This window comes from Pseudomonas sp. MYb13 (genome assembly GCF_002980075.1).
Lineage (GTDB): Bacteria > Pseudomonadota > Gammaproteobacteria > Pseudomonadales > Pseudomonadaceae > Aquipseudomonas > Aquipseudomonas lurida.
This window is the reverse complement of record NZ_PCQI01000003.1, coordinates 245,491-260,187: the sequence shown is the minus strand read 5'-3', so window position 1 is coordinate 260,187 and position 14,697 is coordinate 245,491. Positions and strand designations below refer to the sequence as shown.

General features: G+C 55.3%; 12 protein-coding genes and 1 pseudogene. 6 read left to right on the top strand and 7 right to left on the bottom strand.

Annotated elements, in window-relative coordinates; translation table 11 throughout:
• Positions 1–5 precede the first annotated feature (5 nt).
• From CQ002_RS08095 to CQ002_RS08080, 4 genes and pseudogenes are all read left to right on the top strand, one after another.
• Positions 6–1,565, top strand: a complete 1,560-nt coding sequence (locus CQ002_RS08095) for a carbamoyltransferase C-terminal domain-containing protein (RefSeq protein WP_199777313.1) — start codon at positions 6–8, stop codon at positions 1,563–1,565.
• Positions 1,566–1,667: 102 nt separating this feature from the next.
• Positions 1,668–2,501: a glycosyltransferase family 32 protein gene (locus CQ002_RS08090; RefSeq protein WP_105162234.1), complete on the top strand. Its 834-nt coding sequence runs from the start codon at positions 1,668–1,670 to the stop codon at positions 2,499–2,501.
• Positions 2,502–2,525: 24 nt separating this feature from the next.
• Complete coding sequence (locus CQ002_RS08085; protein WP_105162235.1) at positions 2,526–4,640, top strand: family 16 glycosylhydrolase; 2,115 nt, start codon at positions 2,526–2,528, stop codon at positions 4,638–4,640.
• A gap of 240 nt (positions 4,641–4,880) precedes the next feature.
• Positions 4,881–5,470, top strand: a pseudogene (locus tag CQ002_RS08080) (transposase); the annotation flags it as partial.
• Positions 5,471–5,526: 56 nt separating this feature from the next.
• Here CQ002_RS08080 and CQ002_RS08075 read toward each other — a convergent pair.
• Positions 5,527–6,414 carry a LysR family transcriptional regulator gene (locus tag CQ002_RS08075; RefSeq protein WP_105162236.1) on the bottom strand — a complete coding sequence of 296 codons (888 nt, stop codon included), beginning with the start codon at positions 6,412–6,414 and terminating at the stop codon, positions 5,527–5,529.
• Between the two features lie 307 nt (positions 6,415–6,721).
• Between CQ002_RS08075 and CQ002_RS08070 the strand changes: the two genes are divergently transcribed.
• Positions 6,722–7,927, top strand: a complete 1,206-nt coding sequence (locus CQ002_RS08070) for a CaiB/BaiF CoA-transferase family protein (RefSeq protein ID WP_105162237.1) — start codon at positions 6,722–6,724, stop codon at positions 7,925–7,927.
• Positions 7,924–8,757, top strand: a complete 834-nt coding sequence (locus CQ002_RS08065; RefSeq protein WP_105162238.1) for a CoA ester lyase — start codon at positions 7,924–7,926, stop codon at positions 8,755–8,757. Before CQ002_RS08070 ends, CQ002_RS08065 begins: the two co-directional genes overlap by 4 nt.
• Positions 8,758–9,224: 467 nt before the next feature.
• On the opposite strand, the gene CQ002_RS08060 is transcribed toward CQ002_RS08065, so the two are convergent.
• From CQ002_RS08060 to livH, 6 genes are all read right to left on the bottom strand, one after another.
• Positions 9,225–9,824: a TetR/AcrR family transcriptional regulator gene (locus tag CQ002_RS08060; RefSeq protein WP_105162239.1), complete on the bottom strand. Its 600-nt coding sequence runs from the start codon at positions 9,822–9,824 to the stop codon at positions 9,225–9,227.
• Positions 9,817–10,668 (bottom strand): 3-hydroxybutyryl-CoA dehydrogenase, encoded by an 852-nt coding sequence (locus tag CQ002_RS08055; protein WP_105162240.1) that lies wholly within the window; start codon positions 10,666–10,668, stop codon positions 9,817–9,819. The genes CQ002_RS08060 and CQ002_RS08055 overlap by 8 nt, the downstream gene beginning before the upstream one ends.
• A gap of 117 nt (positions 10,669–10,785) precedes the next feature.
• Positions 10,786–11,487: an ABC transporter ATP-binding protein gene (locus CQ002_RS08050; RefSeq protein ID WP_105162241.1), complete on the bottom strand. Its 702-nt coding sequence runs from the start codon at positions 11,485–11,487 to the stop codon at positions 10,786–10,788.
• 1 nt (position 11,488) lies between these two features.
• Entirely contained in the window at positions 11,489–12,256 is a 768-nt protein-coding gene (livG, locus tag CQ002_RS08045; RefSeq protein WP_105162242.1) for a high-affinity branched-chain amino acid ABC transporter ATP-binding protein LivG, read from the bottom strand.
• A complete protein-coding gene (locus CQ002_RS08040; protein WP_003231103.1) occupies positions 12,253–13,506 on the bottom strand; it encodes a high-affinity branched-chain amino acid ABC transporter permease LivM in 1,254 nt (417 codons plus the stop codon). The genes livG and CQ002_RS08040 overlap by 4 nt, the downstream gene beginning before the upstream one ends.
• A complete protein-coding gene (livH, locus tag CQ002_RS08035) occupies positions 13,503–14,426 on the bottom strand; it encodes a high-affinity branched-chain amino acid ABC transporter permease LivH (RefSeq protein WP_105162243.1) in 924 nt (307 codons plus the stop codon). Before livH ends, CQ002_RS08040 begins: the two co-directional genes overlap by 4 nt.
• Positions 14,427–14,697: the final 271 nt, after the last annotated feature.

Below are 14,697 nucleotides of genomic sequence, written 5' to 3'. Positions count from 1 at the left end.
TAATAATGTCTATCGAAGCGGAAAAAAATTCGAACTATCGGTATTCTTCACTTTCTATTCCGGATGTTTTGGATGCGATCGGTGAGCTAGAAGAGATCCCTGATGTCATTTGTGCTGGGGGGTGGTGGCCTCGTGATCATAATGAGTATCTATATGGCTCCAAAACGAATGTCGGATATCGTGGTGTATCCGATAACGATGTCATAGTAAGCCAAAGACGTTTCCTAAAACGAGATGTGAAGTACTTTTCATCCTCACACGAACGCGCACACTTACTTTGCGCCTTTGGCATGTCTGCTTTCCCAAAAGGAACTCCTTGCTATGCCTTAGTGTGGGAGGGCGGCATCGGTGCTTTTTACGAGATTGATTCAGAACTGAACATCACACTGGTTGCCGACGTTCTAGGTCAGCCGGGTAATCGATACGGTCTGCTCTATGGCCTAGCCGATCCGACCTTTCCAAAAAATGGAGCGTATCCCCGGAACTCAGATGCGGGGAAACTCATGGCGCTGGCATCATATTCGAATCGGAGCACGCCTTCCGCTGAAGAGAAGAAGTTGCTTAATTTTCTATTAAGTGGCCCGTACCAAGCACTCGACTCTTACGAGGGCATTGAAAGCGCGCCTCACTTCAATGTCGGCCTGGAAGACTATGAGTTTAGAAACTTTGCAGGAATTTATAGCGATGCGATATTCGATATTTTCTATCGGTTCGCGAAAAAACATTTGAAAAAGAAGCTTCCACTAGTCATTTCCGGTGGATGCGGGTTGAATTGCGACTGGAACACGAAATGGAAGGAGACTGGTCTTTTTTCGGAGATATTCGTGCCTCCGGTAGCCAACGATTCTGGCTCCGCCATAGGCACGGCCGTCGATGCGCAGTTCCGCTTTACTGGCAATCCTAAGATCGAATGGGATGTCTATGCTGGGTTGGCGTTTGGTACGCTCGGCGCATTCAATGCTGAGAGATATGACATCCGAAATGTCGATTCCGCTGCAATCGCCGATATGCTGGCGAGCGACCTCATCCTCGGATGGGTAAGCGGCCGATACGAGATCGGCCCACGCGCACTTGGCAACAGGTCCATCTTGGCTGCCCCGTTCCGAGATAGTACTCGAATCCGACTGAACGAGATCAAGCAGCGCGAACAGTTCCGTCCGATTGCTCCTGTATGCCTCCAGGATGATGCTGAGAGATGGTTCGGATGCACACACGAAAGTCCGCACATGCTTTTCACTCATTGTGCAACGACGAAAGCTCTAGCAGCCGTCACGCATGTGAACGGGACGGCCCGTATCCAGACCGTCACCTCTAAAACCAACAAAAGACTTTATGACTTGCTTGTTGCGTTTAAAAATCGCACTGGGTACGGAGTGTTGTGTAACACGTCCCTAAATTTCAACGGGAAAGGCTTCATCAACAACATTGCTGATCTCGATGCCTACAGCGTGGAGCACGGATTGGACGGGTTCGTGGTTGAAGGGCGGGCCTATCTGCTAAAGGTTTCCCAGCGATATCAAGCATACAAAGCGGTCGCGGATTCTTCAGTTTTGACGACCCGCTAACTGGGCGAAGACTAGCGGTAGTTGCGCCACGCGTCACGCCGGAAGGGGCATCAGTCGGACGTCCCAATCCGATGTATACCCCTTACTGAGTAAGCGAACATTATGGATTCATACCCACTGGGATTCGAGGAGGACGATCGTCTGCGATCCGCCTTTATCCGAAACCTCACGCTGCATCAGCTGAACCGCTCGGCATTTTCGAATGTTACCGGATCGAACCTGGCTTCGAGTATTCCGAAGACACTCGTACAGTACTGGCACGATCCGCATGATGTGCCGGAAGACGTTCAAGCCTGTATTAACAGTTGGAAGAGGCTAAGCGCGGAGGGCTTTGCATTCCGGATGTTTAACGACGTATCCGCTGCCGAGTACATTACTGAGTGGTATGGAAAGTCGGAGCAAGAGGCATTCGCCCGATGTCGCCATCCGGCAATGCGCTGCGACTATTTGCGGATGTGCGTCTTGGTTGCAGAAGGTGGACTTTATGTCGATGCAGATGACGTACTGCTTGGAGACAACTGGAGATACCTTTTCCATGACAGCGCGCTTAAGGTCCAGCCGCTTTGCTACGACATCCCATCTTGCAGCATGGTGCCAGCGTCAGAGATCTGGCGAAGTGATCTGCCGACAGACGAACGCATCTTTTATGTCAACAACGATCCAATAGCTGCGCCAGCCCATCACCCCGTACTGAAGCGAGCGCTGTCTCGCTCGACCGAGAAGCTTTTAGGCAAAGCTCGTTTCCCAGAGATCCAAGAGACGACTGGTCCCGGAAATATCACCGCTTCTTTAGCCGCGCACGCACGTGATCTGATGATTAGGGGGGCACCTCTCGACTTCGAATTGTTAAATGACTGGGAGTCAATTGCGCGAACACGTTGGGACCTTTCCTACCGTAACGACGCCCGCAACTGGCGCAACATGGACTCCCATTGAGGCTATCTGGAGTAGGAAGTTTCGATGAATCTTAGGGACGCCTCTGGCATGTTGCGTGGGATAGTATTTCGGTTTCTACGTGCCATAGCGAGCATTTTTCCGGGTGGGAAAATCTCGGCCTTTGGTACGGGCGAAGGGCTGATCAACTCGATTTTAATCGTCAACCTTGACCGGCAACCGCGTAGATGGCGGCGTGTGGTCCGAGAACTTCGGCGGTTCCGTACGGCCGACGATGTTTCCCTTGCCTCTATAGCTCGACGATTCGCGGCAGTGGATGCTCGCGACGGCCGCGCCGTCGCCGCAACTGCCGATGTCGACTCGACATATCGCATTGGTGACCAACTTTACGTCCAGCCGGATGCAAGGCTTGAAGAGTGTTTTCCTATCAACGAGCCGATAAAAATGACGCGGCAGGAGATAGCTGTAGCGAGGTCGCACGTGGAGGTTTGGAAGACCATCGCATGCGGGGCAGACAATTATGTGCTGGTGCTCGAGGACGATGTTTGGTTCAAAACAGGTGCAGCGGCAGCAATCTCCTGCGGCTGGCGTGCTGCCATTCAACGCTGTTGTGCTGAAGGAGGTCCGCGTTTGTTGTATCTGTCCTATGAAGATGCCGGGGGAACAGCAGAACGTGTTGACCTCTGCGATGCACTGTTCCGACCGGTGCGGGGACTTTGGTTTCTCTCCGGCTACATCTTGTCGCGTGAGGGTGCGGCAGCGCTGCTACGGGCAATGCCCGTTATTGGACCTGTGGACATGTGGTTAAACTATCGCTTTGGTGAGCTCGGTGCACTCGCCCTATCCTCGCCTGTGATATTACAGCGACAGGACAGCGGCTCGGACAATTCCTATTCCGTGCTTCCTTACCTAGCGCGAGCGGGGATTGTTGATGCAGGCTCGGGCCCTATGGCACCCGAACGGGCGGGGGCGTTGTCGGTGTTGGCTTGGACCACCCGTGGTGAGCATGAACCGCTCGCAATGGCTTTGTCGATGTTGGGGTTGCGAGTGCGAGTATTCGATGGTGATGAAGACGCAATTCGACCGCAAGACTTGCTGGAGCTTTTCGAGATGTTCGACGCTCTTGTTGACGCTCCACTAACTCCGGAGGCCATGGAAGCCATGACCGCAACGACTGACGTAAGATTTCTTATGGAAGCGAAGGCAGTGTTTCGGTGCGAGACACGGCAGGGGGTTCTACCGCCTTCGCGCACCGCGATTCTGTCGTATGACGAGTCAGAGAGTGGATTGTGGGAACCGATCTGCAGGCTTCTCAGACTCACCGAGCCCGTGCAGTCTTTCCCGGTTGGAACACCACGGAGCCTGAGGATGTTTCGAGTCGGTAGAGAAGACGGCGCGCACCGGATTACCCCGTTGCATCCCCAGCAGATTTCTTTGCTAGATGAGTCACCTTGGGTCCTCTCGGCAAAATATGGATGGCAGCCGAAAATACCCTCGAATCGCCCCGTACCACCTGTAGGGGAGCTGCTCGTTTTCTCCGAAATGACTAAAGCGACCTCGTCTTTTCCCACGCTCGTCGAGACTTTCCCGGGGAATTTGGTCTCGTTTTCGCAGGATGCTCTCGTTCATGATAAGGACGGTGCCCATCTCATCGTCAGCAAGGTTGCCACTGGTACCAGGCAGTACCGTTCGGGAGCCTTCGCGTCAAAACGACTGTTCGGATACGGTCGCTTTGAGGCTGAGATAAAAGCCGCCAGCGGATCTGGCCTCATCACTGGTTTTTTCCTTCACCGAGATGCACCGAGGCAAGAGATTGATGTAGAACTGGCAGGAGATGATCCTCGAAGCATACTGGTAAACGTCTACTTCAACCCAGGTGACGATGACGCAGCAATGAACTTCGGCTATAGGGGTTCGCCTTGTCGTATCGACCTCGGCTTCGATGCTACTTCGGACTTCCATGTCTACACGGTTGACTGGCGACCGGACCGTATCATGTGGTCAGTGGACGGCCATGTCGTGCATGAGCGCGTAGGCTGGGACCCCACTCCAATTCCACATCTTCCAATGCGACTCCACGCAAATCTCTGGGCTCCTCGGTCCGAAGAGCTCGCAGGACGACTCGATCCCCATCTCTTGCCAGCGACAGCGCGTTTCAAAAATGTCTCGGTGTGGGCGTGACTCCAATCGTAGTTACACGGTGGCGTGTGCAAAGTAAGGTTAAAACCCTCTAGCTGGAATTAGTCGCACCAGGTCCACCCAAGCCGCCCGTACCCAAAGATGGATTCTGACCTAGGAGTTGCTGTGTATGCGTGCGTAATTGCATTCCACTTGACCACCCGTTTGCAATGCCACTGACCAGTCAATTGCATTCGACCTGACCAGGAGTATGCGAGAATGCTCGCCAGATCGAGGTGTCAGATGACCAAACAACGCCGCGCCTTTACTCCTGAATTCAAGCGCGAGGCTGCCGACCTCGTGCTCAAACAAAACTACAGCTACATCGAAGCCAGCCGTTCACTCAGCATTGGTGAGTCAGCATTGCGCCGCTGGGTTGACCAGATTCAGAAAGAACATAAAAGCATCACCCCGCAGAGCAAGGCGCTGACGCCGGAACAGCAAAAAATTCAGGAGCTGGAGGCCCGGATCGCTCGGCTTGAGCGAGAGAAATCCATATTAAAAAAGGCTACCGCGCTCTTGATGTCGGAAGATCACGAGCGTTCGCGCTGATTGACCAGTTGAGCGCCCATGAACCGGTTGATTGGCTGTGCAAGGTGTTTAACGTCACTCGCTCGTGTTACTACGCCCAGCGCCTGCGGCGCCGCACGCCCGATGTTGAACGGCTTCGATTACGTAGTCCCGTCAGTGAGCTGTTCTCGCAAAGTCGCAGCTCTGCGGGCAGTCGCAGCATTCTGTCGCTGATGCGTGAAGACGGTGAGCAGATCGGTCGATTCAAAGTGCGCAGCTTGATGCGCGAGCTTGATTTAGTCAGCAAACAACCCGGCTCCCATGTCCGGATGTCCGTGGGCTGAGTGTCCGAATGGCGTGGAATCCGCACGCTGTGGACTCATCCGATATCGGCGAGCAAATGGTCGAGCATTTTTTGAACTGAAACGGGCAGCTCTTCGTCGCGGCAACAGATATACATCTGTCGAATAGCCCAAGCATCGGCAAGGGGTACCAGGCGAAGGTTCAACTGTTGGGCGAAGGCTTCTGCGGCAATCTTGGGAAGTATACCGACGCCCAAGCCAGCCTCGATCATCTTGCAGATCGCTTCGAAGCTCTTTACCTGCACCCTTAAACGCAGTCTCTTACCTTCGGCCTCTGCCGCTCCCTCCAGAAGCTTGAGCATTGCCGTATTACTCTCCAATACAACGAGATCTGAATCGAGCAGGTCGGTCAGGCTAAGGCGTCGCAACCCCAAAGCAGCATCCCGTGGCAAGACGGCGACCAGGCTGTCAACCTTGTATGGCAACAGTCTCAACCCGCTGCATGGGAGATCGCTGGTGAACACCACTCCGATGTCAGCCAGGCCTTCAGATACCGCTTGGATGATCTCGCTACTCAATCGCTCGGTCACCTCGACCCGGATGCTGGGGAAGGAGGTAGCGAATGCGGCGATCTCCCCCGGGAGGTATTGAGTCAATGATGAGGTGTTGGCATACAGGCGAACGATACCTTTAACGCCCCGAGCGTAATCTGAGAGGTTGGTTTTGAGTCGCTCTGCTTCGCTAAGCAGTCGTCGGGCATGCGCAGCGAGTGCAAAGCCTGCCGGGGTGGGGGTGACCCCTCGTTGACCGCGATCCAGCAATTTCACGTCAAGTTCGTTTTCGAGCAGCGTAATTCGCCTACTTGCAGCGGAGAGAGCGATATGGGATTGCTCTGCGGCTTTGGAGAGGCTGCCGCTATCGACTGCCCGCAGAAAAAGGGCGAGTGAAACAAGGTCTGGAAGCATTGTCGTGACTCGAACTAAGCCAAGTGATCTGAGGCGGATCACTCGCCGCAGGTTTCTCTTAATTAGAAGGTATGTTGACATTTAACTAATAATATTCGCAATGGTGCGGAGTTAGAATCGGAGCGGTGATACCCGTTGCTACTACCCGTCAGTTAGCGTGTGAACGTTTTTAGCTGAGTTAGCAAGGCTAGATACCTGACAATGGCAATAGGTTAATCGCAAGAACGCCTGCGCTGTAATTCGTTAGATGCGACCCTCACGTGTACTGGTCTGGATAGCGCTTTTGCAAAGCCGATGGAGTAGACCGATGAATACCGTATCACCCCACGTCCGCCCTCTGGACGGCCTCACCGTGGTCAGCTTGGAGCATGCAATCGCTGCGCCGTTCTGCACCCGTCAACTTGCAGATATCGGCGCTCGGGTCATAAAGATCGAACGTCCGGGCGTGGGCGATTTTGCGCGTGCTTACGACACGCGAGCGGAAGGCTTGGCATCTCACTTCGTCTGGACGAACCGCTCGAAGGAAAGCCTGACACTCGATCTCAAGAAGGATGGGGCTGACGAGGTGTTGTATGAATTGCTTGAGTCTGCCGACGTACTTGTGCAGAACCTCGCTCCTGGTGCAGCAGATCGCATGGGGCTGTCTTTCGAGCAACTGAATGCTCGGTTCCCACGATTGATCGTCTGCAATATCTCAGGCTACGGTAAGGGTGGTTCCTACGAGAAGAAAAAAGCCTACGACCTTTTGATTCAAAGTGAGGGCGGTTTCCTCTCGGTCACTGGCGGGGCTGGAGACGATGAGTTAGCGAAAGCTGGCTGCTCGATTGCGGACATCGCTGCGGGCATGTATGCCTACACCAACGTGCTCTCGGCTTTGCTCCTGCGCGAAAAGACAGGTGTCGGCAGCAGCATCGACGTCAGCATGCTGGAAAGCCTGGTCGAGTGGATGGGATACCCGTTGTACTACGCCTACAAAGGAGCACCACAACCACCGCGTGCTGGCGCTTCTCACTCGACCATCTACCCCTATGGGCCATTCCCGGTTGGGGGAGGTCAAACGGTGATGCTCGGCCTTCAAAACGAACGTGAGTGGGTGCAGTTCTGTGAGCATGTGCTGAGGCAAGCCGAGCTCGCTGTGGATGAGCGCTTCTTGGCGAACGCTAGGCGCTCCGAAAATCGGGATGCTTTACGGGCCATCATCGTTGAAACATTTTCGGTTTTGTCTATTGATGAAGTCGTTGCGCGCCTGAAAATGGCTCAGATCGCCAACGCCGAAGTGAACGACATGAAAGGTGTATGGGAGCACCCTCAGCTTAAGGCGCGTGAGCGCTGGGTTCAGGTTGGCAGTCCTGCAGGTGAATTGCCTGCGCTGCTCCCTCCAGGCTCCAACAGTGCGTTCAAGCCGCGCATGGATGCCATCCCTGCTCTGGGAGAGCACACCGACTCGATCCTGCGTTCGCTGGGACGCACCGAGCCCCAGATCGAAGCCTTGCATGCTACGGGTGCCGTATGAATACTAAAAAGTGTGCAGTGAAGTCTGTTCTCTTCGTTCCCGGTAGTCGCCCTGAACGTTTTGACAAAGCGTTTGCAACCGGCGCTGATCAAATCATCGTCGACTTCGAAGACGCTGTTGAAGAAGCGCTAAAGTCGCAGGCTCGACTCAATCTTGATCAGTACCTCAAACAGAATCCGTTGGCACGCGTCGTGGTGAGGATCAATGCGGTCGATCACCCCGAGCACAAAGCGGATCTGGAGTTTTGTAAACGTACGCAGGGTGTTGCTGCTGTCATGCTACCCAAAGTGGAAAGCCAGGCCCAACTTCGTGATTTGAATCTGACCGAGAAACCACTCTGGCCGCTGATTGAAAGCGCGAGAGGCGTCTTGGGCATCTCTGATATTGCGCACGTGCTGGGTGTCGAAAGGCTGACGTTTGGTGCCTTGGACTTGGGCTTGGATCTGGGATTGAAAGCCGGGAGTCGTTCTGCCGGAAAGGTCATGGACCAGGTGCGCTTTACCCTGTTGCTGGAGTCGGTAAAGGCCGGCTTGGCCAAACCCATCGACACGGTTTTTACAGACATTGCGAATGTCGACGGTCTGCGGCAAATCGCTAATGATAGCCGCGATATGGGGTTTGGCGGAATGCTTTGCGTTCATCCAAGCCAAGTGGCTGTCGCCAATGAGGTGTACTTGCCCACCGAAGCAGAAATTGAGTGGGCCAAGAAGGTCGTTGCTGCCGCCAGTATGCAATCGGCGGGTGCTTTCACATTGGACGGACGAATGGTGGACGCGCCCGTTATACGTCAAGCCAAATTGCTTATCAGCGAGCTATCCCATAGCTTATAAACAGTTTCCTAAAAAGGGGGCTCGCGTTTGTAAACGAGGGTCTCTATAGACTGGAGGGTTTCAACCTGAGCTAACCGATTGCCAACGGCGCCAGCGAGGCTGTTTTTTCAGTTGTATGGATCAGGCCGCTTCTGCATTGTGCACGTTCGGGACGGTTTTGTTGGGTCCTCCCGCTGGGGGTTGATATTTACGAAGACGATCCCCCCGCCCGAGTATTTCTCAGCGATGAGGGCTTCCGTATAATGGGTGGAGCGGATTAATGCGCTGGGGATGCCTTGTTTGGTGGTGAAGGAGGGCAGCTATGACATCGCCACGCTGGATGAAAATACCTCGCGATTCTTCGCAGGCATAACTGAGTGACATAACAATCGGATGACTCAGGTCACATCGCTAATCATCAATGCCATCAAATGTGACAGGCCAGGTGATCAGCCACATTGGTTTTACGTATCCGCATGCGCGTCTCGTCACATTTCGCCATCGGCGCTGTTGCAGTACGTCAGCAATTTTCCTACGGCTGTCGTGAGTAAAGTTTGCAATAGTTCTTCGCGAGTTTGCTTTTCCAAGGTCGAATCTATTAGCCAGGCAGGCGTGCTATTCAGGAGGCTGGCGACAAGCGCGGCAATCGTCAAATAGACCGATTCTGATGCTTCAGAAGTGGTTCCCAAAACGGTGTGCAGAGACCGTTCATATCGCTCTCGCAATGTTTTTATCCTGCATTGCTGCTCTACAGTAAGACAACAAATGTCCCGTTCAGCCAGGCAAGAATGCCAAGGCATGTCATCTTGTAATTTTAAATGAGCGATGATCAGCGCATTGAGTCGGTCTTGTCTATTTTTGAGTCGGTCGCCCACTTGGGCCACGAGTCTCAGCCTCTGTTCGTATAATTCTTCAATAACCTCGAACAGCATCTCTTGTTTACTTGAATAATAGTGGTAAAGCGTGCCTGCTGATAAACCCAAACAGGCGGCCAGCTCACGCATCCCCACCTGCATGAAGCCCTTTTTGGCGAACAATTCTACGGCCTTTTCGCGTCTTTCGGCAAAGCGTGAGCAGCGCTCAACCATAGAGATGAAAGCCTCTACCGATCTTGCGGCCCAGATAACCGGCGGCGACCATTTCCTTGAGCAGTGGTGCAGGACGGTACTTGCTGTCGTTGAAGCCGTCGTAGAATGTTTGCAGGATCGCCAGTACGGTATCGAGGCCTATCAGGTCGGCAAGTGCCAGAGGTCCGATGGGCTGGTTACACCCTAGGCGCATGCCTGCGTCGATGTCTTCGGCGCTGGCCAATCCCTCTTGAAGTACCATGATCGCTTCATTAATCATGGGCATCAGAATGCGATTTACGACGAACCCTGGACGATTACCAGTGGTGATCGCAATCTTGCCCAAGGTTTTAGCCATGGCCAGTGCCAGCATGTGAGTGGCATCGCTGGTTTGCAAACCGCGAATTACTTCGACCAACCCCATAAGTGGCGCCGGGTTGAAAAAGTGCAAACCTATAACTCTATGAGGATGGTTTACGTTGGTGGCCAACTGGGTAATCGACAGCGATGATGTATTGGAAGCTATCACACAGTCGGCACTGACATGCGTCGCGATCTGTTGAAGTATGCCCAGTTTAAGGTCGATGTTTTCGGTGGCGGCTTCGATCACCATATGCACATATTGCAGGCTGACGTAATCGGTGCTGGTACTGATTTTCCCGAGCGCAGTCAGCCTTTGCTCTGGTGTCAGGGTGCCTTTGGTGACTAATCGGGTGAGGTTGCTGTCAATGGTCGCCAATGCCTTTTCCAAGGCAGCTTCACAGATATCGATCAAGATCACGTTAAGGCCGGCCTGCGCGCAGACTTGCGTGATGCCATTGCCCATAATGCCGGCACCAATGACGCCGACTTTTTGTTGATTCATTTGTATTTCCTTATCATCAAACACGACGAGTCCTTGGCTGCTGCCAAAAAAACGCGAATCAATGGATGGTGCAGGAACGACCTCTGCAGGTCGTACCTATGGATGTTAATCCAGCCGTTAACCGCCCAGGTACGCCTCACGCACCTTCGGATCGGTCAGCAATTGCTTGCCAGTACCCTGCATCACCACCCGGCCGTTTTCCAGCACGTAGGCACGGTCGGCGATCTTCAGCGCCTGGTTGGCATTCTGCTCCACCAGGAACACCGTCACACCGTCCTTGCGCAGCTGTTCGATGATGTCGAAGATCTGCTGGATGATGATCGGTGCCAGGCCCAGTGAAGGCTCGTCCAGCAGCAACAGCTTGGGCTTGCTCATCAGCGCGCGGCCGATGGCGAGCATTTGCTGTTCGCCGCCGGACATGGTGCCGCCGCGCTGGCTGAAGCGTTCCTTGAGCCGAGGGAACAGGTGCAGCACCTTGTCCATCTGCTCCTGGTAGTCGCCCTTGTCGGTGAAGAACCCGCCCATGGCCAGGTTCTCCTCGACGGTCAGGCGTGCAAACACGCGACGCCCTTCCGGCACCACCGCGATGCTTTTACGCATGATCTGCGATGACTGCTGGCCCACCAGTTCTTCACCCATGTAGCGGATGCTGCCGCTGTGGGCCTGGGGCGAACCGCACAAGGTCATCAGCAAGGTCGACTTGCCGGCGCCGTTGGCACCGATCAGCGTGACGATTTCACCTTGGCGCACTTCCACGTTGACGCCGTGCAAGGCCTGGATCTTGCCGTAGAAAGTGGAAACGTTTTCGAATTGCAGCATTTTACGCTTCCCCCAAATAGGCTTTGATCACTTCAGGATTGTCGCGGATCTGCTCCGGCGTCCCGTCGGCCAACGGCGTGCCCTGGTTGATCACCACGATATGGTCGGAAATGCTCATGACCAGTTTCATGTCGTGTTCGATCAACAGCACCGTGGCGTTGTTTTCCTCACGCAGCACCGTGATCAGTGCCTTGAGGTCTTCGGTTTCCTTGGGGTTCAGGCCGGCGGCCGGTTCGTCGAGCATGAGGATCCGCGGGCGGGTCATCATGCAGCGGGCGATTTCCAGGCGACGTTGCTGCCCATAGGCCAGGGTGCCGGCGGGGCGGTTGGCGAACTCGGTCAGGTTGACCTTGTCCAGCCAGTACTCCGCATATTCCATGGCCTCGCGCTCGCTTTTGCGGAACGCGGGGGTCTTGAACAGGCCGGCGAAGAAGTTGGTGTTCAAGTGACGGTGCTGGGCGATCAGCAGGTTTTCGACCGCCGTCATGTCCTTGAACAACCGCACGTTCTGGAAGGTGCGCACCACGCCCTTGCGGGCGATTTCGTGGCCGGCCAGGCCCTGGATCGGCTGGCCGTCCAGCAGGATGCTGCCGCCGGCCGGCTTGTAGAAGCCGGTGAGGCAGTTGAACACCGTGGTCTTGCCGGCGCCGTTCGGGCCGATCAGCGCCACAACCTGTTTCTCTTTCACGGTCAGGGCCACGCCATTGACCGCCAGCAAGCCGCCGAAGCGCATGCTCAAGTTTTCGACTTTCAGGATCTCGCGGCTCATTTGCGCAGCTCCATGTGTGGACGTTGCATGGGCAGCAGGCCTTGAGGGCGCCAGATCATCATCAGCACCATCATGGCGCCGAACATCAACATGCGGTATTCGCTGAACTCACGCATCATTTCCGGCAGCAGGATCATCACGATCGCGGCCAGGATCACGCCCAGTTGCGAGCCCATGCCACCCAGTACCACGATGGCGAGAATGATCGCCGACTCGATAAAGGTGAACGACTCCGGGGTCACCAGGCCTTGGCGCGCGGCGAAGAAGCTGCCGGCAAAACCGGCGAACGCGGCGCCCAGGGTGAACGCGGAGAGCTTGATGATGGTCGGGTTCAGGCCCAGGGCACGACAGGCGATTTCATCTTCGCGCAGCGCTTCCCACGCACGGCCGATCGGCATGCGCAGCAGGCGGTTGATCACGAACAAGGCGGCCAGTGCCAGCAGCAACGCCACCAGGTACAGGAACACCACTTTGCTCACCGGGTTGTAGGCGATCCCGAAGTATTCGTGGAAAGTCTGCATGCCTTCGGCGGCGGTGCGGTCGAACGACAGCCCGAAGAACGTCGGCTTGGGAATGCTGCTGATGCCGTTGGGGCCGCCGGTGATGTCGGTGAGGTTACGCAGGAACAGGCGAATGATCTCGCCGAAGCCCAGCGTCACGATCGCCAGATAATCACCGCGCAGACGCAGGACCGGGAAGCCCAGCAGGAACCCGAACGTGGCGGCTGCCATGCCGGCCAATGGCAGGCAGATCCAGAAGCTCCAGCCCAGGTAGTGCGAGAGCAGCGCGTAGGTGTAGGCACCCACGGCGTAGAAACCCACATAACCCAGGTCAAGCAGGCCGGCGAGGCCCACCACGATGTTCAGGCCCAGGCCCAGCAACACGTAGATCAGGATCAGGGTGGCGATGTCGACTGCACCGCGCGAGCCGAAGAACGGCCAGATCAACGCGGCCACGATCAGGCCGATGATGATGTAGCGCTGGGTGCGCGGCAGGGTCAGGAATTGGCTGACCTTGGGCGATACCAGCGGGCCACGGTTGCCCTTGAACAAGGCACCGACCTGCTGGGTGAACAGCACGCGCAGGAACATCAGCACCGAGCACAGGGCAATGATGGTCAGGGTCACGGGACCGGTGCCATGCACTTCCAGGTTGATGCCGACAATGCTCAGCTTGAGGCCGAGTACCGGGAAGGCCACGGCCCACACCAGCAAGGCGCTGAAAAACGCCGATTTAAGATATCTGCTCATACTTTCTCAACCTCCGGACGGCCCAGGATGCCGGTCGGACGGAACAACAGCACCAGAACCAACAGGCCGAACGCCACGACGTCCTTGTACTGGTCGCCGAAGATATCGGCACCAAACGCCTCGGCCACACCCAGCACCAGCCCGCCGAGCATGGCGCCCGGAATGCTGCCGATGCCGCCCAGTACCGCCGCGGTGAAGGCCTTGAGGCCTACCAGGAAACCGGCGTTGGGGTTGATCACGCCGTACTGCATGCTCAGCAACACGGCAGCGACCGCTGCGAGTGCGGCGCCGATCACGAAGGTCATGGCGATGATGTTGTTGGTGTTGATGCCCAACAGGTTGGCCATCTTGATGTCTTCGGCGCAGGCCCGGCAGGCGCGCCCCAGACGGGAGCGGGAGATGAACAGGGTCAGGCCCAGCATCGCCACCAGCGTGACGACGAAGACCAGGACCTGCATGTACGAAATCAGCACTTCTTGTGCGCCACCTGGGCCGAAGGAGAAGCTCCCCGGGATCAGGTTGGGAATGGACTTATCCTTGGAGTCCTGGGACAGCAATACGGTGTTCTGCAGAAAAATCGACATGCCGATAGCGGAAATCAGCGGGATCAATCGGTTGCTGCCACGCAAGGGACGGTAGGCAACGCGCTCGATACTGTAGCCGTAGGCACTCGTTACGATGATCGACGCAAGGAACGCAGCGGTCATCAACAGCGGCAGGGAATGGATCCCCAGCATGGCCAGCCCGGCAAGGGCGATGAAGGCCACGTAGGAACCAATCATGTACACCTCGCCATGGGCGAAGTTAATCATTCCAATGATGCCGTAAACCATTGTGTAGCCAATGGCTATCAAGGCATAGGTGCTGCCAATGGTCAGGCCATTAACCAGCTGTTGGAAAAAATGATAGATGTCAGACATTACAAGTTCCTCATCCCCAGGCTGTCAGAAAAGAAAAAAGCCATGGAAACCTCATTGAACGTCACGTGGGTTTTGCCACGTTTGATGAGTTTTATTTTTTGTGGATGCCTTGTCAGAGACACTTAAGTAACGCGGTCTCGCAGCACTGGATAGATTAAGCGAGGGGAGGATTGCGAGCGCACGGATAGGGAACTTCATGTTTGACTCCAACTACTGTTTATATTCAGACGATGCGCATTGCCGAGCGGCATGTCAGGCGCGGTCTATGATT